Origin of the sequence: Pantoea sp. CS_6 (assembly GCF_041954745.1) — a bacterium.
GTDB classification, from domain to species: Bacteria; Pseudomonadota; Gammaproteobacteria; order Enterobacterales; family Enterobacteriaceae; genus Pantoea; species Pantoea stewartii.
The window spans coordinates 145,152-167,110 of the sequence record NZ_JAVAYG010000006.1 but is presented as its reverse complement, the minus strand read 5'-3'; the positions used below and the strand labels follow the sequence as shown (position 1 = coordinate 167,110).

The window sequence follows — 21,959 nt, the reverse complement described above, 5'->3', positions numbered from 1 at the left end:
GAAGCATAAGAGAACGGCACCCTGAGGTGCCGTTTGTGTATTACTTTTTGATGCGAATCACCGGGGTTTCACCCACGACGACCTGACCAGACAGTTTTGTCAAATCCTTGATTTCATCCATATTGGAAATGACAACAGGGGTCAGTGTGGATTTTGCTTTCTCTTCCAGCAGCGGCAGATCGAATTCGATCACCACGTCGCCTTTTTTAACCTTCTGACCTTCTTCGGCGATGCGTTTGAAGCCTTCGCCTTTCAGTTCGACGGTATCGATGCCGAAATGCACGAACAGCTCAATGCCATTATCGGATTCGATTGAAAAGGCATGGTTGGTTTCGAAAATCTTGCCGATAGTCCCATCAACCGGCGCAACCATTTTGTTGCCGCTTGGTTTGATCGCAATACCGTCACCCACGATTTTTTCTGCAAACACCACATCTGGTACGTCTTCAATATTCACGATTTCGCCAGACAGAGGCGCTACGATATCAATTGTCCCAGCGCTATCTGTTTTTTCGCCAAAAAGTTTAGAAAACAAACCCATGATCTTCTCCTAAGCAGTAATTTGGGGCCAGCATCTCGTGGATCAGCAGAGCGTTTTTTCTTTAATGAACTTGTTCACCAGGTTCATCAAGTCTTCCGCCGTAGGTTGAGCCAGTGCCTGCTCTGCCAACGCCTTCGCATCTTCGAAATGTGTATTACGAATAATTTTCTTGATGCCAGGGATAGAAATGGCACTCATGCTGAATTCGTCCAGCCCCATTCCCAGTAACAGTAGTGTAGCACGTTCGTCACCTGCCAGCTCACCACACATGCCAGTCCATTTACCTTCAGCATGAGACGCATCAATGACTTGCTTGATGAGGTTCAGTACCGAAGGCGTCATCGGGTTATACAGGTGCGAAATCAAATCATTACCACGATCTACTGCAAGAGTATACTGCGTCAAATCGTTTGTCCCAATGCTAAAGAAGTCGACTTCTTTCGCCAGGTGACGTGCAATCACGGCAGAGGCAGGCGTTTCCACCATAATGCCCACTTCGATTGACTCGTCAAACGCTTTACCTTCTTCGCGTAACTGCGCTTTCAGCAGCTCCAGTTCCGCTTTCAGCGTACGCACTTCTTCAACCGAAATGATCATCGGGAACATGATGCGCAGCTTACCGAAAGAAGAGGCACGTAAGATAGCACGCAGCTGTGCATGCAGAATTTCCTTACGATCCATCGCAATACGGATGGCGCGCCAGCCCAGGAACGGGTTTTCTTCTTTAGGCAGGTTCATGTAAGGCAGGTCTTTATCACCGCCAATATCCATGGTACGGACGATCACGGCCTGCGATCCCATGGCTTCTGCGACCGCTTTATACGCCTGGAACTGCTCTTCTTCAGTCGGCAGTGAGTCGCGATCCATAAACAGGAACTCAGTGCGGTACAGGCCAACACCTTCTGCACCGTTGCGCTCGGCACCGGCGATATCGCGTACCGTACCGATGTTGGCGCAGACTTCAACCTGATGGCCATCCAGCGTAACAGCCGGCAGATCTTTCAGCTTCGCCAGCTCATGTTTTTCAGACAGATACTGATTCTGAACCGCTTTCAGCTCTTCCTGAACCGCCTCAGACGGATTAACGTGAATCGCATTGTTCACCCCGTCCAGGATGATGAAATCGCCGTTTTTGATGGTGGCGGTCACGTTACCGGTGCCGACAATCGCCGGGATTTCTAATGAGCGTGCCATGATTGAGGTGTGCGAGGTACGGCCACCCAAATCGGTAATAAAGCCCAGCACCTTTTTCAGATTCAGCTGTGCGGTTTCGGATGGCGTTAAATCTTTCGCCACCAGAATAGATTCTTCCTGGATTGCGCTCAGGTCGACAATGTGCAGACCTAAAATGTTTTGCAGCAGACGCTTACCGATGTCACGCACGTCTGCCGCACGCTCTTTCAGGTATTCGTCGTCCAGCTCCTCCAGGGCTTTTGCCTGGGCGTCGATGACGGAGTTCACAGCAGCATCAGCAGTGGCGTGATCTTTTTTGATCAGGTCGATGATTTCCTGCTCCAGCTCTTCGTCTTCCAGCAACATAATGTGGCCTTCGAAGATGGCTGCTTTTTCTTCACCCAGGGATTCGCTGGCTTTGATACGAATAGCTTCAAGTTGCTCAGCCGCTTTGCTACGCCCTTGCAGAAAGCGCTGAACCTCCTGCTCAACCTGGTCATCTGAAATTTTTTTACGGTTGATGACGATCTCGTCTTCTTTCAGCAGCAGAGCTTTGCCGAAAGCGATACCTGGTGATGCTAAAATGCCTGAAATCATAACCCTACCTTTTTATCACGATGGCTGACTGGACTCGTTGCGTTGCCATAGTCGTGTGACACGTACTCTACGAAAGCAATAACGCGGACAGGTTGTCCGCGATCAAGATGTTGCACACAATGGCGCAGAAGAGTCGTTTTAAGCGGAGCAGAAAGGAGATTACTCCAGTTCCGCCATCAGCTTAACCAGATGCTCTACGGCTTTTTGCTCATCTTCACCTTCCGCAGAAAGTGTGACAACGGTGCCCTGAGTCAGACCCAGAGTCTGCAGCTTAAACAGGCTTTTGGCGCTGGCCGATTTGCCGTTGGAGGTCACGGTGATTTCTGACTGGAAGGCTTTAGCTTCTTTGACAAATTGCGCAGCAGGGCGAGTATGCAGTCCGTTTGGTGCGGTAATGGTAACTTCTTGCTGGAACATTCTATTTCCCCAACGTTTTCAGGATGAGTGTTATGGATCTAAAGTCTAGCCTGGAGCCGTAACTTTAGCCTGTGTAGGTGCGCGGGTATACAACTTACAATCGAACAAATGCGCTTGAATGAGTGTTTCATTCCCGCTGCGTGTCAAAACACGAGTTGAGCACGTCACCGGGTAATTATGCCGTGATTCGCCCTTTCACTAAATCTGAAACTTGATTCAGCTTGATCCACTTCAAAGGAGGATTAATTTCAGGCATCGAAATAATTGGCAGTCTAAATACCAGAGCCACACGACTGAAATCAATTGGCTGCATGGTAAAAGTGAGATCTGCGCCACAAAAAAGCACCCGTCAGGGTGCTTTTTAAGCGTTTGTCCAGGGCGAACTACGGGCTATTGCAGCTCTTTTTCCGTGAAAAGATCGGCGAACAGCGCGGTGCTGAGATAGCGCTCACCGGAAGAAGGAAGAATGACAACGATGTTTTTGTTGGCGTAGGCTTCATCTTCCTGCAACTTCAGCGCGGCGGCAACGGCGGCACCCGAAGAGATACCGGCCAGAATGCCTTCTTCTTCCATCAGGCGACGGGCCGTGGCGATCGCTTCATCATTAGTGATGCCGACAGCTAAATCGATCAGCGCCAAATCCAGGTTACCCGGAATAAAGCCCGCGCCAATCCCCTGAATCTTATGCGGGCCGGGTTTGAGCTCTTCGCCCGCCATCGCCTGCGCAATCACCGGTGAGTCAGTGGGTTCTACGGCCACGGTGATCAAGGATTTCTTACCCTGGGTGTTTTTGATGTAACGGCTTACGCCTGTCAGCGTGCCGCCGGTCCCCACACCGGCAATGAACACATCCACTTCACCATCCGTGTCTTCCCAGATTTCGGGACCGGTGGTTTTCTCGTGAATTTCCGGGTTGGCCGGGTTACTGAACTGCTGCAGCAGCAAATACTTGTCGGGATCGCTGGCCACGATCTCTTCGGCTTTGGCGATCGCGCCTTTCATGCCTTTTGCGCCTTCGGTCAGGACCAGATTTGCGCCCAGGGCTTTAAGCAACTTACGGCGCTCAACAGACATGGTGTCCGGCATGGTCAGCGTCAGTTTGTAACCGCGCGCGGCGGCCACGTAGGCTAATGCAATACCGGTGTTACCGCTGGTCGGTTCAACCAGTTCAATACCTTGCTTAAGAATACCGCGTTTTTCTGCGTCCCAAATCATGTTGGCACCGATACGGCATTTCACACTGAAGCTCGGGTTACGGGACTCAACCTTCGCAAGGATGCGGCCGTTACCGATGCGGTTCAGTCGAACCAGCGGCGTATGACCAATTGTCAAAGAGTTGTCTTCATAGATCTTACTCATAGCCTGTCCTTAACTGTATGAATTATTGGGAACCCTCTGAGCATACCTGTTCTGCCCCGTGGCGGAAGGAAAGAAATCATATATCTATATGTCTCATGGCGATAAGACCTGCCGAAAATTGCATAAGGATAGTTGATATGTTCAGCGCAGGCTTTCACGAGCCAGGTTCGCCCGGTAGCGATCAACCCACATCGCGGTGGCCCCGCACACGGCGACCGGCATAATGGCTAGGTTCACCACGGGAATCATTGTAAAGAGGCTCACCAGCGCGCCAAACTGCATATTGGCTGTCTTGTGCTGGCGTAAGGCATGACGCATCTGCTGAAAACTGACTTTATGGTTATCGAAAGGATAGTCGCAATACTGAACAGACAACATCCAGGCGCTGAACATAAACCACAGCACGGGTGCCACCGTCTGCCCAAAACCCGGAACTAAATAAAGTAATAACAGGCCCAGTGCGCGGGGCAGGTAGTAGCCCAGCTTTTGTAATTCGCGTTTCATGATGCGCGGCACGTCTTTAACCATGCCCAGCCAGCCGCTGTCAGGCAGTGGTTTACCCGTCAGCCGCCCCTCAAGTTGTTCCGCCAGCAGGCCGCAAAACGGCGCGGCAATCAGGTTGGCTATCGTTGAAAAGAAATAGCTAAACACCAGCACCACCGAAATCACCGACAGCGGCCACAGCACATAGCTGAGCCATTGCAGCCAGTCCGGCACATGCGACATCAGTTTGGGGATCCACTCGTCAAGACGGAAAAATAACCAGACAAAGGCGCCGCCTAGCAGCAGGATGTTGACCAGCAAGGGGATGATGACGAAGCGCCGTATGCCCGGTAACCTGATTAGCTTCCAGCCCTGGCTAAAATAGTGCACGCCATTAAAAGAGGAAACGGAATTATTCACAGCCATCGAGCCAGTTCTCCTGAAGATGTTAAGGCGCGCCTACTATAACCTGGCTTTTTCTGCTGACCAGGTGCCGTTTGGGTAAAAAAACAGCGAAAAAGTGGCGGTGAGCTATCTTATTTGTGAGAAAATACTGCACAGACTTGCACTTATCTGGCAGGGCAAATACAGTTAGAGAATAAAGTTTGCCGCGGTGGCAAGGTATTGGAACAACAGAGAATACAATGATGCAGGATTTGCGTCTGATATTAATCGTTGTTGGCGCGATCGCCATTATAGCGCTTCTTATTCACGGACTGTGGACCAGCCGTAAAGAACGCTCTTCAGTCTTCCGCGATCGCCCGCACAAACGTTTGAAACAACGTGATGAACATGATGATGAGACGCTGACCGACGACGTTGATGACGGCGTCGGTGAAGTGCGTGTGCGTAATACGCGCGGGCACCAGGAGCCTCATTTTGACGACATCCGCGAGCCACAGCCTGAAGTGCGGCGTGAGCCTGTTAAGGAGCGCCCGCGTCAGCCTTCTGCGCCGCAGCCTGAAAGCGATCCTCTTTTTGACCCGGCACCGCAACCGGAACGTGCGCCACAACGGCCTGCACCGACTCGCCAGCCACCAGCCTTCACCGCACCGCCGGTTCAGGCCGATCCGTTGCTGGATAGCGATCCGCTGGACAGCGTTCAGCCTAATCCTGTTTATCAGGCCGAACCTGAGCCTGACTATGAGCCTGAACCTGAGGTGGTCAGTCCGCCGCCGCAGCCGAAACAACCTGAACCTCGTCCGCAGACCAGCAGTAAGCCCAAAGAAGCGGTGCTTGTGCTGCATGTCGCGGCGCACTCAGGCGGTCAGCTGAATGGTGAAGCCTTGCTACAGGGCATTTTGCAGGCCGGTTTTCAGTTTGGTGAAATGAACATTTTCCATCGTCATCTCAGTCCGGCAGGCAGCGGTCCTGTGCTGTTTAGTCTGGCTAACATGGTGAAACCCGGTTCCTTCAATCCTGACGAAATGACCGACTTCACCACGCCTGGCGTCTCCATTTTCATGATGGTGCCGTCGTATGGCGATGCGAATCAGAACTTTAAACTGATGCTACAGTCCGCGCAGCGTATCGCGGACGATGTGGGCGGTGTGGTACTGGATGACGAACGCCGGATGATGACGCCGCAAAAGCTGGAAACTTACAAAGCGCGTATCCGCGATGTGGTCGAATCCCGCGAGTAATCCACACTTTTTCAAATTATTATGATGAACCCCCGCCTGTCGGGGGTTTTTTATCTGATGGGGTTATATGAAATCCGTCCAGGAACACATCACTGAACTGCGCACCACGTTGCGCCATCACGAATATCTGTATCACGTTATGGACGCGCCGGAAGTGCCAGATGCGGAATACGATCGCCTCATGCGGGAACTGCGGGATCTGGAAGCACAGCATCCTGATCTGATCACGCCTGATTCCCCCACGCAGCGCGTAGGGGCCGCCCCGTTGATGGTATTTGAGCAGGTACGCCATGAAGTGCCGATGCTGTCACTGGATAACGCGTTCGATGAACCCAGCTTCAGGGCCTTCAATAAGCGTGTCCAGGATCGTCTGAAAAGCACCGACGATCTCACCTATTGCTGTGAACTCAAGCTGGATGGCCTGGCGGTCAGCCTGTTGTATGAAGATGGCTTATTAACGCGCGCGGCGACGCGCGGCGATGGCACAACAGGCGAAAATATCACGACGAATGTGCGGACGATTCGTGCCATTCCGCTGCGCCTCAAAGGGGACAATATTCCCGCCAGAGTAGAAGTGCGTGGAGAAGTGTTTATGACGCAAAGCGGCTTTGAAAAACTCAATGCCGAGGCGCGCCGTACAGAGGGCAAAGTCTTTGCCAATCCACGCAATGCGGCAGCGGGCTCGTTGCGCCAGCTGGATCCCCGTATCACCGCGAAACGACCGCTAACGTTCTTCTGCTATGGACTGGGCCTGCTGGAAGGGGGCGAGATGCCCCGCAGCCACATGGCGCGACTGCAACAGTTCAAAGCCTGGGGCCTGCCGGTCAGTGACCGTATTCGTCTGGTGCAGAACGCCGATGAAGCGCTGGCGTTTTATCACGAGGTTGAATCAGAGCGGGCCACGCTGGGTTTTGATATCGACGGCGTGGTGATTAAAGTCGATTCGCAGGAATTGCAGGAAAAGCTGGGCTTTGTCGCGCGCGCGCCGCGCTGGGCCGTGGCGTTCAAGTTTCCTGCACAGGAGCAGATGACGATTGTGCGTGACGTCGAGTTCCAGGTGGGGCGGACGGGCGCTATTACACCTGTTGCCCGGCTGGAACCCGTTCAGGTGGCAGGCGTGATGGTCAGCAATGCCACATTGCATAATGCCGATGAAATTGAACGCCTTGGCCTGCGCATTGGCGACAAAGTCGTGATTCGTCGTGCCGGCGATGTGATTCCTCAGGTGGTCAACGTTGTAACCACCGAAGGGCCTGACAATGCCCGTGAGATCGTGTTTCCCTCTCAGTGCCCGGTATGCGGTTCCGATGTTGAACGCGTTGAGGGCGAGGCGGTCACGCGGTGTACCGGTGGCTTAATCTGTGGCGCACAGCGCAAAGAAGCGCTGAAGCATTTTGTGTCGCGGCGCGCCATGGACGTTGACGGCATGGGTGACAAGATTATCGATCAACTGGTCGAGAAAGAGTACGTCAAAACCCCGGCCGATCTGTTCCGGCTCAGCCGTGAAACCCTGACCGGGTTAGATCGTATGGGCGCGAAGTCGGCGCAGAATGTGGTCGACGCGCTGGAAAAAGCCAAATCCACTACGCTGGCGCGTTTCCTCTATGCGCTGGGTATTCGCGAAGTCGGCGAAGCCACGGCGGCAAACCTGGCCAGTCATTTTGGCGATCTGCAAAAGGTCATGGATGCCGATCTGGACGCGCTGATTGCGGTTCAGGATGTGGGCACGGTCGTCGCGAAGCACGTGCGGCACTTTATGGAAGAAGAGAGCAACCGCGAGGTGATCCGGCAACTGGTTGAAGATATTGGCATCCACTGGCCCCAGGTGGTGGCGGTGAACCCCGGCGAGATCGACAGTCCGTTTGCAGGCAAGACCGTAGTGTTAACGGGCTCACTCTCGCAGATGAACCGGGACGATGCCAAAGCGCGACTGATCGAACTCGGTGCCAAAGTCAGCGGCAGCGTATCGAAGAAAACCGATTTGCTGATCGCAGGAGAAGCTGCGGGTTCGAAGCTGACAAAAGCGCAGGAGCTGGGCATTGAGATCATTGATGAAGCCGAAATGATCCGGCGACTCGGTACCTGAGATGGATAAGCAGGCGCTGATCGAGATTGCGAATACGGCCATGCCGTTTGGCAAATATAAAGGCCGGATGCTGATTGATTTGCCAGAGCCCTATCTGCTGTGGTTCGCCCGTAGCGGCGAGTTTCCGGCTGGTCGTTTGGGGGAGCTGATGCAGCTTACCCTGGCGATAAAAATTGAAGGGCTGGAAGGGTTAGTTAAACCTTTAAAGCGTGGTGACTGAGTTCGCGGCCTCGCATGAGGCCGCGTGTCTGAACGTGTTTCCGTTATTTCTGCGATTCCACGACAGCCGCTTTGCTTTTCTCCGCCTGCAACGCATTGGTTCGCTTGTAACGTCCGGCAATAAACGAGCACACCATCAACTGAACCTGGTGAAAAATCATCAGTGGCAGGACGATGATACCCACCGCGCTGGCGGGGAACAGGATATTGGCCATCGGCACGCCGTTCGCCAGGCTCTTTTTCGAGCCACAGAACAACACCACGATTTCATCGGGACGACTGAAGCCAAACAGGCGCGCAGCAAGATAGTTAATAATCAGCACCAGCGTCAGGAGCAGAATGCAGCCCGCCAGAATCCACAGCAGCGTATCAATCCCGACGCGTTTCCAGATGCCGTTCACCACCGCTTCGCTGAACGCGGAATAAACCACCAACAAAATGGACGTCTGATCGGTGATGCCAATCAGGCTACGGTTCCTTTCCACCCAACCGCTAATCCAGCGGCGTGACAGATGACCTAAAACAAACGGCACTAACAGTTGCAGCATGATTTTACCCACCTGCTCAAGGCCATCGCCTGGCCCGTTACTGTTGACGTCCATCACCAGATTAACCAGCAGCGGGGAGACGAAAACACCTAACAGGCTGGATGCCGATGCGCTGCACACCGCCGCAGCCACATTGCCGCCAGCCATTGAGGTGAAGGCGATGGCCGACTGGACGGTGGCAGGCAAAATGCAGAGGTAAAGGAAGCCGGTATAAATTTCTGCGCCGACGTTAACCGGATGCCACCAGACAATCAGCAGCCCCAGCGCCGGGAACATAACAAACGTACTGCACATGATCCAAAGGTGAAGCCGCCAGTGGCTGCTGCCTGCGATGATTTTTTCGCGTGACAGTTTGGCACCGTGCATGAAGAACAGCAGGGCGATGGCGGCGGTGGTCAGGTACGTGAAAAAGTCCACGAAGCCGCCTCTCGCCGGAATGAAAGAGGCCAGAAGTACAGTGATGATCAGCTTGATCATCATCGGGTCAATACGGAGAAATCCCATCGTTAAAATCCGGTTAAATTAAGTCTGGAGTGATTGTGCGTGATGAGGGTTTAGAAATAAAATTGATTTATTAAATGAATCTATGCGAGAAATTAATGAATTACTCCCTACGTCAGTTACGCACCTTTGTGGCCGTTGCGCATTATGGTGGCTTTAGCCAGGCAGGGCAGGCGATTGGGCTGAGTCAGTCTGCGGTCAGCCACAGCATTAAAGAGCTGGAAGCGGAAACGGGCGTCCGCTTGCTGGACCGCACGACGCGCGAGGTGGTGCTGACCGAAGCCGGGCAGCAGCTGGCTTCACGTATGGAAAGGTTGCTGGAAGAGATAAACACCACGCTGCTGGATATTCGTAGCTATGGCGAACAACGCAGTGGTACGGTACGCATCGCGGCGAGTCAGACGATCTCAGCCCACCTGATGCCGCAATGCCTTGCCGCCAGTCAGCAGAGCTACCCGGAAATAAAGATCATCCTGCACGATCGGGTGCAGCAGGCCGTGCTTCAGAGCGTACGTCACGCCGAGGTCGATTTTGGCATTGTGATTGGCCCGCTGAATGACAGTGAATTCGACTGCTGCGCCATACTGGATGAACCCTTTTTACTGCTGTGCCGGGAGGATGATCCGCTTGCTGAGGTCGGGCAGGCAAGGTGGCCGATGTTGGAGGGACGTACGATGGTGCTTCAGGATTATGCGTCGGGCAGCCGGATATTAATTGACGCGGCGTTACGTCAGCAGAACATCAGTATCAATGTGGTTCAGGAAATCGGTCATCCGGCCACGCTGTTTCCTATGGTGGATGCAGGTATCGGGATCAGCATTTTACCCGCGCTGGCGTTACCGCTTCCTGCGGGGCGCGCGTTAACGGTAAGACGTCTCTATCCTGAGATCAATCGCAGCCTGACATTAATTAAGCGCAAGAATCGCTCGTTAACGCCTGCGGGCGAGGCCATATGGCAGGAGGTGCGTCAGCAGGGAGCTCTGCTGACGCAACAACGTGCTTCCAGTCCTGCGTTTTAAATATAGACGTCGAGCTGATTATTTTGGGTAGGGCGATTGACGCCATCGGCTGACACGGTTTTACCTTCTTTTTCCGCCTGTTTCGCTTCGGCTTTTTGTTGCTCTTTGCGTTGCAGCTGCTGGATTTGCGCTTCTAAAACCTGAATCTGCGCTTTGATTGTATCCTGCTGCTTCTTCTTTTCTTCGGTGGTCAGTGTTTTATCATCGCCCAGACTTTTTAACTGGTCGTTCAGGCGCGAAATCTGCTTATTCAGACTGGCAATTTGTGCTGCCGTGTCTGATGAGGCGCTTGTCGTATCTGACGTTGAGCCACTGCCGATGCTCGGTGTGCTGGTTGAAATAGTTGTCATGATGATCTCCTTGCAATTAGACGTTTTAGGTTATCGGATGCGCGCGGCAAAAGCTTAATGCCTCAAAATGTTAAATTTACGAAAAGATTTTTACAGATTAACGTTAGTCCTTACCATTCAGTTGAGTAGACGGGTAACGGTGGCGGATACGGCTGTTGGTTTCATTATTTCGGCAGTGGGAAAAAGCAGGGCGGGTAACTGAACCTGCGGCAGATTCTCATTCCGCACGTCAGGCAGCGGAGCGCAGAAACGAAAAAAGCGCCTGAAGGCGCTTTTTCCTGAATTTGGTGGGTCTTGCAGGATTGCCTTCGGCCCGGCGGGCCTCGCCCTTCGGGTGATGCTGGCGCATCAGCCTGAACCGCTGCGCGATTCAGTCGAACCTGCAGCAGGTTCTCATCCTGCACTTTTTGCGCATAGCAAAAAGGCGCCTTTAGGGCGCCTTTCTACATTGGTGGGTCGTGCAGGATTCGAACCTGCGACCAATTGATTAAAAGTCAACTGCTCTACCAACTGAGCTAACGACCCGAAGTGGTGGGTGATGACGGGTTCGAACCGCCGACCCCCTCCTTGTAAGGGAGATGCTCTACCAACTGAGCTAATCACCCACTTCGGTACTGCTTCACAAGAGTGTCATCTGACTAAGATATGGTGGGTGATGACGGGTTCGAACCGCCGACCCCCTCCTTGTAAGGGAGATGCTCTACCAACTGAGCTAATCACCCATATCTTATCTCTTGTCACTGCGGGCCATCTTAAACCTTCTTAAGAGTGGTGGGTGATGACGGGTTCGAACCGCCGACCCCCTCCTTGTAAGGGAGATGCTCTACCAACTGAGCTAATCACCCCCGCTGTGTGGAGTCGCATTATAGGGATAGTTGATTTTGAGTCAACGCTTTTTAAAACTTAATTGTGCGTTCGGTTTAATTTTAAACATCTCGCAGGGATTTTATCCAATATGCTGGTTTTCTTAGCAGAAATGCGGGCTTTGCTGCCGCTCTGCTACGTTGCATGCATTGAGGATTCATCATCAGATGCTAGAATGTGCGCACTGTTTTCGCGTCTAACCTGTTTTTTGTCATCCAGACAAGAACCCGCGCATTTAAGGCAATACTGAATGAAAATCAAAACTCGCTTCGCGCCAAGCCCTACTGGCTTTTTACATGTAGGCGGTGCTCGTACCGCACTCTATTCATGGCTCTTTGCTCGTCATCATCAGGGCGAGTTTGTGCTGCGCATCGAAGATACCGATCTGGAGCGTTCAACACCGGAAGCCATTGAAGCCATTATGGACGGTATGAACTGGCTGAGTCTGGACTGGGATGAAGGCCCGTATTATCAGACCAAACGCTTTGATCGCTACAACGCCGTCATTGATGAAATGCTGGAAGCAGGCACGGCTTATAAATGCTACTGCTCTAAAGAGCGTCTCGAAACGCTGCGTGAAACCCAAATGGCGAACGGTGAAAAACCGCGTTACGACGGCCGTTGCCGCGACAGCCACGAGCACCATGCCGCAGACGAACCTCATGTGGTGCGCTTCCGTAACCCGCAGGAAGGCTCGGTCATTTTTGATGACCAGATTCGTGGCCCGATTGAATTCAGTAATCAGGAACTGGACGACCTGATTATTCGCCGTACCGACGGCTCGCCAACCTACAACTTCTGTGTCGTGGTTGATGACTGGGATATGGGCATTACGCATGTTGTGCGCGGTGAAGACCATATCAATAACACACCACGTCAGATCAACATTCTGAAAGCCATCGGGGCTCAGGTACCGGTTTACGCGCATGTTTCCATGATCCTGGGCGATGACGGTAAAAAACTGTCTAAGCGCCATGGTGCAGTCGGTGTTATGCAGTACCGTGATGATGGTTACCTGCCGGAAGCGCTGCTCAACTATCTGGTGCGTCTGGGCTGGTCCCATGGCGATCAGGAAGTGTTCTCCGTTAAAGAAATGACAGAGCTGTTTAGCCTGGACGCGGTGAGCAAATCTGCCAGCGCCTTTAATACGGAAAAACTGCAGTGGTTAAATCATCATTATATTAATGCGCTGCCACCGGAGTACGTTGCCACGCATCTGCAATGGCACATCGAGCAGCAAAATATTGATACACGTACCGGCCCGGAGCTGGCGAAACTCGTTACGCTGTTGGGTGAACGTTGCAAAACGCTGAAAGAGATGGCGGCATCCTGCCACTATTTCTACCAGGACTTCACAGAGTTCGATGCGGATGCCGCGAAAAAGCATTTACGTCCGGTCGCCCGCCAGCCACTGGAACTGGTTCGCGATAAACTGGCTGCATTGACTGACTGGAATGCCGAAACGGTGCATGCCGCTATCCAGCAGGCTGCCGATGAGTTAGGCGTCGGTATGGGTAAAGTCGGTATGCCATTGCGTGTAGCCGTTACCGGAGCAGGGCAGTCACCGGGACTGGATGTGACGGTCGAAGCGATTGGCCGCAGCCGTAGCGTTGAGCGTATTGAGAAAGCGCTGACCTTTATTGCTGAGCGCGAAGCGCAGAGCGAATAATCTTTCTTTTTGACGGCAGGCGGTGATGTTATCAGGACACTTACTGACAACACCCGACTAAAGTCTGAGCCGCGGGACGTGATTGTCAGCGGCGCAAAAAAACCGGAAGCCTCGCGCTTCCGGTTTTCTTATTCTTCACGAATGCCCAGACGCTCAAGCACACCTTTTATCCCTTCCCGCAAAATCAGGGCCATAAGTTGATCCTGTTCATTCTGGCTCATTTGCTGGACAGAACTTATTAATAACGCAGGTAATGAATTAGGTGGAGGAGTATAATTGCCTGTAGGTTCATTGAGATTACGTGTCGACTGAATAAAGCTTTTTACGCGCTCATCAATGTGGATCAGTCTCGCTTTTCCGCCCTGAACGCCGGGTTTTGGCGTCGTCGTCCAGTTCTCGCGTTTGATCCATTTGTTCACCGTCTGCCGACTGTAGCCCGTTTCGATTGCCAGTTCTTCCGGAGTAAGCCATTCCTTTTTCACGATGCTGTCCCTGTTCAATACATTAGCTATACATATTACAGGAAATCGTAACGGGTGAAAGTAACGGAAAACGAAATTGCCTTTTGTCTCTCAACAAAAGGCAATGAGGAATTATTGCGCAGTGTGTGCCTGTTCGGCAGCGGGGCGGAACGCCAGGAAGTAAGCCAGACCCACGAAGACGGCACCGCCTACAGCATTACCTAAAAATACCGCCACAAAATTCGGGAAGTATTCAGCCCAGGTCATCTGACCGGCGAAAATCGCCGCAGGAATAATGAACATGTTGGCGACAACGTGCTGGAAACCAATCGCCACGAACGCCATCACCGGGAACCACATGCCAAAAATTTTACCGACGACATCTTTACTGGCGAATGCCAGCCAGACGGCCAGGCACACCAGCCAGTTACAGCCAATGCCGGAGATAAAGGCATGCAGGAAATCGGCATGCACCTTCGCATTCGCAATCGCCAGCGTTTTTTTCAGGTAATCACCTTCGGTCATGGCCAGCATGTGACCAAAGAACCAGGCAATCGCGATGCTGCCGAGGAAGTTCGCAATCGTTACCCAGAACCAGTTACGTAATACGCTGTAACCGCTAACACGGCGGGCAAACCAGGCAATGGGCAGCGTCATCATATTACCCGTTAGCAGCTCGCCCCCGGCCAGAATGGTCAGGATCAATCCCACCGGGAACACGGCAGCCCCTAAAAAGCCACCAAATGACCCCCAGTCTGCGGGTAAAGAGTTAATGACGTGAACATCCAGCAGGAACCCTGTAGCAATAAAGGCACCGGCCATGAAACCAAGAATGATAAGGGAGCTAATGGAGGCATGGCTTTTGGCCACCCCTGCCTGAATCGCCAGTTGGGCGATCTCTTTAGGTGTATGCAGCGACATATATTCTCTATTGATTTTAGTGGTGGAGCGAAAACGCCTGGTTGAAGAACGGTGCGCTGGAGAAAACCATGCAGCCGTATTAAATAGCGGGCTAAGTTTTACACGACATTACAGGGAAGACAAGATAATTCCTATAACATATTTAACGATGCATTAACTTAACGCCGATCAAAAAGGTTTAACCCCGACCAGACACCTTACATCATATTAACAAGCTCTTTTTCTGCGCAAACGGACGTCATCGCGTTAAGTTTGCCGTCTTTTTCAGCGATCAAACACAGAATGTGATTTTGCCGTTGACACTCCCTGGGGGGTTTCATATTATGCCGTCCGTCGCGTAACACGACGGTTTTTTCGGTTCGGGGCTATAGCTCAGCTGGGAGAGCGCTTGCATGGCATGCAAGAGGTCAGCGGTTCGATCCCGCTTAGCTCCACCAAACTTCTCCCAAAAGTTTGGCACTGAAAAAACGATTTCCAGATGTGGGGGTATAGCTCAGCTGGGAGAGCGCTTGCATGGCATGCAAGAGGTCAGCGGTTCGATCCCGCTTATCTCCACCAACTTTCTGCTTGTTCATCAAATCAATAAGTCATCAGAACGCAATGTGCTGGTTTTTCTCATCTTATTTCCAATCTTGTTCGTGCTGTCATGTGAAAATCGCCTCTCTTTAGCTTTTGACTTTGCCACTCGGCTCAGCAGCGATTAAAGACGTCAGCGAGATTGACGCACATCCGCCTTCAGCATCTCTTCCAGCACCGTCTGACCGCATTATTCAGGCGCGATGCGTTACCCTGTTTTGCTTCGAGAACATAATCCTAAGCTCTTTGCTCACGCCTCAGATGCACCAGTAGCACGAGAACACGTGTCTCCCTGGACAGCCGCTCACGTCGCTATATTTGTGACTGCTTCAAGGACTGGGGTTTGAAGAAAGGGGGACTGTCCTTTCATTCTGCAAGGATTCAATTCAGGAGAAAGTATGAACCTCAGACCCGTGATTGATTACTTTGAGCAAACAGTTCGGCCAACTGTGGACGAGTTTTATGCAGATGAGATGAACATGCGTCGAGGACGTATAGCAGCAATCGTCCTCTACCATGTTTATGGTTACGCAAAATCCAATGGTTTTGGAAAACCAGGTGATAGATTGCAGGGTAAAAATAAGATGTTATATGAAGTGGTTCATGCTGTGGCGAATGCATCAAAACATTTTCAGTTACATCAGCACGCAATCGCACGGCACGTTGAACAGATTGCATCTGATCATAACGAAGGACTTTTTAGTGCGCCTTTTGGTGACGGTGTATTCACTGAAGCTAATGGCATTTATTTAATTTTGGATGAACCACAGTCGCATGATGGACGAGATTTTGAACGCGTCGAACTCAAATCAGCGATTAAATTTGTTTTTACTTTCTGGGAGAGTGAGATAATGCGATTCAAAGAGGATTATAAACATAATCCATATTAGTCTTTATCTTATGGATTTTAATGAGGGTTTCGGTTCCCCTCCAAACTCGCTTGATTGGAAAATTCAATCTAAGTATGATTTTTTCATCGAAAGGTAGGGGGCACGAATGATCGAGTGCGAGATGGATTACAGCAAGGTAAGTGCTGACGGTAGAACTGTTAAATTACTTTGTTATGGTGTAGGAACCTTTGATGTCTTCTCGGGCGAAAACCCGACGACTAACATTGCCGAATGCGCATATAAGAATAAAGCTGCGCTTCCTCCGGGCACATACTGGATTGTTCCCCGCCCGACAGGCAGTATGAGTAACCGTGTCCTTAGTGCAATTAAAGACTGGCGTAACGGCACCGATCACAGTGAGTGGTTTGGTCTTTATAATGACGCTACTATGAGTGACCATCTCTATATACATGGCTCTGAGCGTGGTGGTTTCAGGCTGCATCCTTTGAGACCGGATGGAAGTGGGGAGTCATGGGGATGTATAACATTCTATAAAATCCCACAGTTCAACATTCTTCGTAATGCATTACTTAAGACAGAAATGATGCAGGTGAAAGCCGGTGTTAAAGCATATGGACGTGTGACTGTTAAAGGGAGAACAGATTATGACAATTGCAAAATCAACTAATCGCAGGAATTCTGTTTTACTTTTCATTTTGATATACGTGGCTTGCCTTGCCATTGTCTTTTTTGTCCGCCCCGTTTGGCAGTTTACAGAGAAACTGTCCTACTACATTGATGACATATTGAATGCAACAGGTGTTGCGATGGCCGATGGTGAATGTGACCCGGCCGGGTTATGGGTTATTTTTGGTATTCCTCTAATATTATCTATAGCGATTTTTTTTATAATTAGGATAGTGAAAAAAAGATATAAATAAATCGCTAAATGAGTGTGGATGACCACACTCTGTATAAATGCTGTTGAGAACAAGGTCTAATAAGAGTCCGTAACTTCAATGGTGGTGTAATCTCTCAGTTTCACCTGTAAATTAACTATTCACTTTAAAACACGGCCTGGCTCATACGGACGGGTGAGTTGAGCCTGCATCGCCTTCTCGTTTTATCGGGCGCTTTTCATATTTCCCTCGTACGTTCTCGTTACGATTGTTCTAACTGCTGAACCAGCCATCCCCTGAACGCGTCAAGCTGCGAGATAAATTCCCTGGCTGATGCGCCGGGCTGATAACTTTCGGCGAGAAAGAAGGCGATGGCAGCTTCCTGGTCGGGATAACGCAGAACAAAGCGCGATACATGCTCGGCAAGCGTTGCAGGCCAGTCCGCGTCGCTATCCTGTCGCAGCATATTCGTTGAGCGAATAACTTTTCTGGCGGCGGCGCGTTGCCACAGCTGGCGGCCGGGCAAGGCGCAGGACAGTTTCGCGACATACTCGTCTAAAACCTTTGTGAAATTGCCATTTAGTGCCCTCGCCAGCGCTTTCGAGGGTCTGAACCGGTTAAAACGCACCGATAAATCTTCACCGTAAAGGCAGCGGCAGTGATGCTTTAGCCAGTATCCCCATGTATTAAGGTTGTTCGGATCCATCACCTCACTTAGCGTGCCTTTATCAACGTCAATTTTACTGACGACAGGATGCCTTGCCGTAAGCCTCTCTTTTACGGCCGCCAGGCTGTCGCGCGTAGCGGGCGCGAGCGGATGACGAAAGACAAGGCAGACATCCAGATCAGACTGCCCTTCGACGGCTGTGCCAAACGCAACGCTGCCATAGAGCCACAGGCTGTGAAGATCATCGCCGACGGTCAGACGGAGTTGATGAAGGGTATCGTCAACGATTGCCTGAAAAGCCGGTTGAAAGGCGGTCACAGGTGGAACGGCGATGTAACCCTCGGCATCCAACGCCATAAACGCTCCTTTAAGAAGAGAGAGGACTGTGTGGCAAGGGGCAGACTGCAAACTGCTGTCAATGCAAAGTAGCAGGGTGACTCAGGAAGGGTAAAGCGTAAGCGTTAAACCGTCTCTGGTTAAAAGCAACAAGGCGAGCCAGTTGGCTCGCCTTGTCTGTTGCGTAAGCCCGGAATCAGAATGCCAGCACCAGGCCTGCAATGGCTGCGGACAGCACGCTGACCAGCGTTGAGCCATACAGCAGTTTCAGGCCGAAGCGCGAAACGACGTTGCCTTGCTCTTCATTCAGGCCTTTAATCGCGCCCGCGACGATGCCGATAGACGAGAAGTTAGCAAAAGACACCAGGAAAACCGACAGAATACCTTCGGCATTTGGCGACAGCTGGCTGGCGATTTTCTGCAGATCCATCATCGCCACAAACTCATTGGAAACCAGTTTCGTTGCCATGATGCTGCCAACCTGCAGCGCTTCGCCTGATGGCACGCCCATCACCCAGGCAAAAGGATAGAAGACGTAACCCAGCACGCCCTGGAACGTGATACCGAAAATGAAGTCAAACAGCGCATTCAGGCCAGAAATCAGGGCGATAAAACCAATCAGCATTGCTGCGACGATGATGGCTACACGGAAACCAGCCAGGATATATTCGCCCAGCATTTCAAAGAAGCTCTGACCCTGGTGCAGATCCTGCAACTGCAGGTCTTCTTCGTTATCGACGCGGTAAGGGTTGATCAGCGACAGTACGATAAAGGTACTGAACATGTTCAGCACCAGCGCAGCAACCACATACTTAGGCTGCAGCATGGTCATGTAGGCACCCACAATCGACATGGACACGGTGGACATCGCGGTCGCCGCCATCGTGTACATACGACGCTGTGACATTTTGCCCAGAATGTCTTTATACGCGATAAAGTTCTCAGACTGTCCCAAAATCAGAGAGCTTACGGCGTTAAACGATTCCAGTTTACCCATGCCGTTGATCTTAGACAGCACCGTACCGATGCCGCGAATCACCCATGGCAGGATGCGGAAGTGCTGAAGAATCCCGATCAGCGCCGAAATGAACACAATCGGACACAGGACGTTCAGGAAGAAGAAGGCCAGACCTTTATCGTTCATGTTGCCAAAGACAAAGTTGGTGCCCTGAGCCGCATATTTCAGAAGATGGTCGAAGAAACCGGCGAAGCCTTTGACGAATCCCAGACCGGCTTCTGAGTTCAGGAAGAACCAGGCCAGAATGATTTCGATAACCAGAAGCTGAATAATGTAGCGAACCCGAATACTTTTTCTGTCGTGGCTGACCAGCAAGGCCAGCACACTGACTACCACTAGTGCTAAAAGAAACTGCAAAATATGGGACATGTTTGCTCCAAATTTGAGGAGGATTGTATTTTGCTGCGTATTCTATGTAACGGCTTACCGAAAAACGAGATCTCATCCACAATATAAGTATTCACTATCGCCAAATTTCTCAGAAAACTCTCAGCGATCACGTCCTGTAACCAAAATATTCACATGGATTTCACTTAAATCTATTGTCTGTAATTTGCACAACACGTAGAGTGACTAAAATACGTTGTATAAGTAGGGCTTTCTTAGTCCTGATTTATAGCAATGGCTATACTTTATAGCATTATCTATCATAGCGATTAGCGAAACCGAATTTCACTCGTACCTGTGTCGCCTTAAGCTACACAGGTTAACTCAGACAGGGTACCCGATATGCTAGAAAGCCGTGCCGCAGAACGCGCAGCGCGTGGCGCCAGAAAAATCAAACTCGCTTTACTGGGGCCTGCCTTTATCGCCGCGATCGGCTATATCGATCCGGGCAACTTCGCGACTAATATTCAGGCCGGTGCCGCGTATGGCTACCAGTTGCTGTGGGTGGTGGTGTGGGCCAACATTATGGCCATGCTTATCCAGCTGATGTCAGCAAAGCTCGGTATTGCCACGGGCAAGAATCTGGCGGAACACATTCGCGATCGGTTCCCGCGTCCGGCCGTGTGGTTTTACTGGGTGCAGGCAGAGATCATCGCGATGGCGACCGATCTGGCGGAGTTTATTGGCGCGGCTCTGGGATTCAAACTGCTGCTGGGCGTCTCACTGATGCAGGGCGCGGTCCTTACCGGTGTGGCCACCGTTCTGATTTTGATGCTGCAAAACCGCGGGCAAAAGCCGCTGGAGCTGGTGATCGGCGGATTACTCCTGTTTGTTGCGGCAGCTTATATTGTTGAACTGTTTTTTTCCCAGCCAAAAGTCAGCGAACTGGTGACAGGCATGGCGCTGCCTTCACTGCCGAATGCCGATGCGGTTTTCCTGGCGGCCGGTGTGCTGGGTGCAACCATTATGCCGCACGTCATCTACCTGCATTCTGCCTTAACGCAGGGAAAAAGCCGCGACAGCCAGGCGCAACGTTACTCTTCCACTAAGCTGGATGTGGCGATCGCGATGACCATTGCCGGTTTTGTTAATCTGGCGATGATGGCCACGGCCGCTGCGGCTTTTCACTTTAGCGGCCACAGCGGTATTGCGGAACTCGATCAGGCTTACACCACCTTGCAGCCCTTGCTCGGTCATGCTGCCGCGACGGTATTCGGCCTGAGCCTGGTCGCGGCGGGGTTATCCTCCACCGTGGTGGGTACGCTGGCGGGCCAGGTGGTAATGCAGGGCTTTATCAATTTCCATATCCCTCTCTGGGTGCGTCGTGCCGTCACCATGGTGCCGTCATTTATCGTGATCTGGGCGGGCTGGGATCCCACGCGTGTGCTGGTGATGAGCCAGGTCTTGCTGAGCTTTGGTATTGCACTGGCGCTAATCCCTTTGCTGGTCTTTACGGGGAACCGTGAGCTGATGGGCGAAGCCCTGGTAAACAGTCGTCTGATGCAGAACACCGGTCGAATCATTGTGGTGCTGGTGGTCAGCCTGAATATTTACCTGCTCGTCGGACAGGCCATGGGCATGTAGCCTTACCCGGCAGCGATCGGGCACGGCTTTAAGCGCTGAATGCCACAGTTTATAATGTCACTCTCTTCCCGAGTCAGGAGTGACATCATGCGCACGCCAGATTACCCTTCAGACGACCATGTGAAATGGGCCGCCGTTGACGATTATTTTTCACAGTTGTTAGCGCCGCCCGATAACCACCTCAGCGCGGCCCTCCAGGCAAACAGTCAGGCCGGGCTGCCAGCTCATGATGTTTCGGCGGTGCAAGGTAAAATGCTGGCGCTGTTAATCAGCATTCAGAATGCCTCACGTGTGCTCGAAATCGGCACACTCGGCGGCTACAGCACGATCTGGATGGCGCAGGCGCTGGGCGAGGGGGGAACCATCACCACGATAGAAGCCGATCCCCGCCATGCGGATGTTGCCCGCGAAAATATTCATCAGGCTGGCCTGTCCGAACGGGTTACGCTGCATGTGGGGGCGGCGCTGGATGTCCTGCCGCATCTGCAGGCTCCCTTTGATCTCATTTTTATTGATGCGGACAAAAAAAATAATCCCGGCTATCTTCGCTGGGCCATTCGGCTCTCCCGGCCCGGCAGTCTCATTATCGTCGATAACATTGTTCGCGGCGGTGCCGTGATTGATGCCGGTTCTACCGACGGCAACGTGCAGGGCGTACGTGAGTGTCTGCGGCTGCTGGCCAGCGATCCCCGACTGGAGGCGACCGCGATTCAGACCGTGGGCGAAAAAGGCTGGGATGGCTTTGCGCTCGCCCGGGTGAAAAGCCGCGAGGAGTAACCGCAGGTTGTCTGCCGGCACGCAGGCCGGCAGA

20 protein-coding genes, 6 tRNA genes, 1 other RNA gene and 1 pseudogene are annotated in these 21,959 nt (G+C 52.0%); 12 read left to right on the top strand and 16 right to left on the bottom strand.

Features of this window, described 5'->3' with window-relative positions; all coding sequences use genetic code 11:
* Nucleotides 1-40: 40 nt before the first annotated feature.
* The 5 genes from crr to cysZ all read right to left on the bottom strand — a co-directional run bounded on the left by crr (nt 41) and on the right by cysZ (nt 4,996).
* Nucleotides 41-541 carry a PTS glucose transporter subunit IIA gene (gene crr, locus RAC90_RS11180; protein WP_006117800.1) on the bottom strand — a complete coding sequence of 167 codons (501 nt, stop codon included), beginning with the start codon at nt 539-541 and terminating at the stop codon, nt 41-43.
* A gap of 42 nt (nt 542-583) precedes the next feature.
* Nucleotides 584-2,311 (bottom strand): phosphoenolpyruvate-protein phosphotransferase PtsI, encoded by a 1,728-nt coding sequence (gene ptsI, locus RAC90_RS11175; protein ID WP_006117799.1) that lies wholly within the window; start codon nt 2,309-2,311, stop codon nt 584-586.
* A gap of 159 nt (nt 2,312-2,470) precedes the next feature.
* Nucleotides 2,471-2,728 (bottom strand): phosphocarrier protein Hpr, encoded by a 258-nt coding sequence (ptsH, locus tag RAC90_RS11170; protein WP_003848868.1) that lies wholly within the window; start codon nt 2,726-2,728, stop codon nt 2,471-2,473.
* Nucleotides 2,729-3,118: 390 nt separating this feature from the next.
* Nucleotides 3,119-4,087 carry a cysteine synthase A gene (gene cysK, locus RAC90_RS11165; protein WP_033740801.1) on the bottom strand — a complete coding sequence of 323 codons (969 nt, stop codon included), beginning with the start codon at nt 4,085-4,087 and terminating at the stop codon, nt 3,119-3,121.
* A gap of 141 nt (nt 4,088-4,228) precedes the next feature.
* Nucleotides 4,229-4,996 carry a sulfate transporter CysZ gene (gene cysZ, locus RAC90_RS11160; RefSeq protein ID WP_054687328.1) on the bottom strand — a complete coding sequence of 256 codons (768 nt, stop codon included), beginning with the start codon at nt 4,994-4,996 and terminating at the stop codon, nt 4,229-4,231.
* A 218-nt stretch (nt 4,997-5,214) separates the two neighbouring features.
* On the opposite strand from cysZ, the gene zipA reads away from it, so the two are divergent.
* The 3 genes from zipA (at nt 5,215) to RAC90_RS11145 (ending at nt 8,519) form a co-directional block, all read left to right on the top strand.
* Entirely contained in the window at nt 5,215-6,213 is a 999-nt protein-coding gene (gene zipA, locus RAC90_RS11155; RefSeq protein WP_033740799.1) for a cell division protein ZipA, read from the top strand.
* Nucleotides 6,214-6,280: 67 nt separating this feature from the next.
* Nucleotides 6,281-8,299 carry an NAD-dependent DNA ligase LigA gene (ligA, locus tag RAC90_RS11150; protein ID WP_375124341.1) on the top strand — a complete coding sequence of 673 codons (2,019 nt, stop codon included), beginning with the start codon at nt 6,281-6,283 and terminating at the stop codon, nt 8,297-8,299.
* A 1-nt stretch (nt 8,300) separates the two neighbouring features.
* Nucleotides 8,301-8,519 carry a DUF3820 family protein gene (locus RAC90_RS11145; RefSeq protein WP_039339860.1) on the top strand — a complete coding sequence of 73 codons (219 nt, stop codon included), beginning with the start codon at nt 8,301-8,303 and terminating at the stop codon, nt 8,517-8,519.
* A gap of 43 nt (nt 8,520-8,562) precedes the next feature.
* On the opposite strand, the gene RAC90_RS11140 is transcribed toward RAC90_RS11145, so the two are convergent.
* The gene (locus RAC90_RS11140; protein WP_006117793.1) at nt 8,563-9,570 is read right to left on the bottom strand and encodes a bile acid:sodium symporter family protein; all 1,008 of its coding nucleotides are present in this window, start codon (nt 9,568-9,570) and stop codon (nt 8,563-8,565) included.
* Between the two features lie 95 nt (nt 9,571-9,665).
* On the opposite strand from RAC90_RS11140, the gene RAC90_RS11135 reads away from it, so the two are divergent.
* Nucleotides 9,666-10,586, top strand: a complete 921-nt coding sequence (locus RAC90_RS11135) for a LysR family transcriptional regulator (protein ID WP_033740794.1) — start codon at nt 9,666-9,668, stop codon at nt 10,584-10,586.
* Here the strand turns inward: RAC90_RS11135 and RAC90_RS11130 are convergent.
* The 6 genes from RAC90_RS11130 to RAC90_RS11105 all read right to left on the bottom strand — a co-directional run bounded on the left by RAC90_RS11130 (nt 10,583) and on the right by RAC90_RS11105 (nt 11,781).
* Complete coding sequence (locus tag RAC90_RS11130; RefSeq protein WP_006117791.1) at nt 10,583-10,936, bottom strand: FlxA-like family protein; 354 nt, start codon at nt 10,934-10,936, stop codon at nt 10,583-10,585. The two genes, RAC90_RS11135 and RAC90_RS11130, sit on opposite strands and share 4 nt — an antisense overlap.
* Before the next feature lie 285 nt (nt 10,937-11,221).
* A non-coding RNA gene (locus RAC90_RS11125) (RtT sRNA) lies at nt 11,222-11,354 on the bottom strand.
* A 31-nt stretch (nt 11,355-11,385) separates the two neighbouring features.
* Nucleotides 11,386-11,461 (bottom strand) — tRNA-Lys (locus RAC90_RS11120).
* Nucleotides 11,462-11,465: 4 nt separating this feature from the next.
* Nucleotides 11,466-11,541, bottom strand: a tRNA-Val gene (locus RAC90_RS11115).
* Between the two features lie 41 nt (nt 11,542-11,582).
* A tRNA-Val gene (locus tag RAC90_RS11110) sits at nt 11,583-11,658 on the bottom strand.
* 47 nt (nt 11,659-11,705) lie between these two features.
* Nucleotides 11,706-11,781, bottom strand: a tRNA-Val gene (locus tag RAC90_RS11105).
* Nucleotides 11,782-12,050: 269 nt separating this feature from the next.
* Here RAC90_RS11105 and gltX point away from each other — a divergent pair.
* Nucleotides 12,051-13,469, top strand: coding sequence for a glutamate--tRNA ligase (gene gltX, locus RAC90_RS11100; protein ID WP_039339857.1), 1,419 nt, complete (start codon nt 12,051-12,053; stop codon nt 13,467-13,469).
* 128 nt (nt 13,470-13,597) lie between these two features.
* Here the strand turns inward: gltX and RAC90_RS11095 are convergent, their stop codons facing one another.
* Together RAC90_RS11095 and RAC90_RS11090 are read right to left on the bottom strand one after the other, a co-directional pair.
* On the bottom strand, nt 13,598-13,951 hold the full coding sequence (locus RAC90_RS11095) for a YfeC-like transcriptional regulator (protein WP_033740792.1): 354 nt from the start codon (nt 13,949-13,951) through the stop codon (nt 13,598-13,600).
* 111 nt (nt 13,952-14,062) lie between these two features.
* Nucleotides 14,063-14,851, bottom strand: a complete 789-nt coding sequence (locus RAC90_RS11090; protein WP_006120379.1) for a formate/nitrite transporter family protein — start codon at nt 14,849-14,851, stop codon at nt 14,063-14,065.
* Nucleotides 14,852-15,212: 361 nt separating this feature from the next.
* On the opposite strand from RAC90_RS11090, the gene RAC90_RS11085 reads away from it, so the two are divergent.
* The 5 genes from RAC90_RS11085 (at nt 15,213) to RAC90_RS11065 (ending at nt 17,198) form a co-directional block, all read left to right on the top strand.
* Nucleotides 15,213-15,288: transfer RNA gene (locus RAC90_RS11085), tRNA-Ala, on the top strand.
* A gap of 45 nt (nt 15,289-15,333) precedes the next feature.
* Nucleotides 15,334-15,409: transfer RNA gene (locus RAC90_RS11080), tRNA-Ala, on the top strand.
* A gap of 416 nt (nt 15,410-15,825) precedes the next feature.
* Nucleotides 15,826-16,317 (top strand): hypothetical protein, encoded by a 492-nt coding sequence (locus RAC90_RS11075; protein WP_375124340.1) that lies wholly within the window; start codon nt 15,826-15,828, stop codon nt 16,315-16,317.
* A 121-nt stretch (nt 16,318-16,438) separates the two neighbouring features.
* Entirely contained in the window at nt 16,439-16,945 is a 507-nt protein-coding gene (locus RAC90_RS11070; RefSeq protein ID WP_375124339.1) for a DUF2778 domain-containing protein, read from the top strand.
* The gene (locus RAC90_RS11065) at nt 16,923-17,198 is read left to right on the top strand and encodes a hypothetical protein (protein WP_375124338.1); all 276 of its coding nucleotides are present in this window, start codon (nt 16,923-16,925) and stop codon (nt 17,196-17,198) included. The genes RAC90_RS11070 and RAC90_RS11065 overlap by 23 nt, the downstream gene beginning before the upstream one ends.
* A gap of 220 nt (nt 17,199-17,418) precedes the next feature.
* Here RAC90_RS11065 and RAC90_RS11060 read toward each other — a convergent pair whose 3' ends face one another.
* Both RAC90_RS11060 and RAC90_RS11055 read right to left on the bottom strand, forming a co-directional pair.
* Entirely contained in the window at nt 17,419-18,180 is a 762-nt protein-coding gene (locus tag RAC90_RS11060; RefSeq protein WP_375124337.1) for a nucleotidyltransferase domain-containing protein, read from the bottom strand.
* Nucleotides 18,181-18,355: 175 nt separating this feature from the next.
* The gene (locus tag RAC90_RS11055) at nt 18,356-19,546 is read right to left on the bottom strand and encodes a NupC/NupG family nucleoside CNT transporter (RefSeq protein ID WP_006120376.1); all 1,191 of its coding nucleotides are present in this window, start codon (nt 19,544-19,546) and stop codon (nt 18,356-18,358) included.
* Nucleotides 19,547-19,903: 357 nt separating this feature from the next.
* Here RAC90_RS11055 and RAC90_RS11050 point away from each other — a divergent pair.
* Both RAC90_RS11050 and RAC90_RS11045 read left to right on the top strand, forming a co-directional pair.
* Nucleotides 19,904-21,148 (top strand): annotated as a pseudogene (locus RAC90_RS11050) (Nramp family divalent metal transporter); the annotation flags it as partial.
* Nucleotides 21,149-21,235: 87 nt separating this feature from the next.
* Nucleotides 21,236-21,925: an O-methyltransferase gene (locus tag RAC90_RS11045; protein WP_058701243.1), complete on the top strand. Its 690-nt coding sequence runs from the start codon at nt 21,236-21,238 to the stop codon at nt 21,923-21,925.
* Nucleotides 21,926-21,959: the final 34 nt, after the last annotated feature.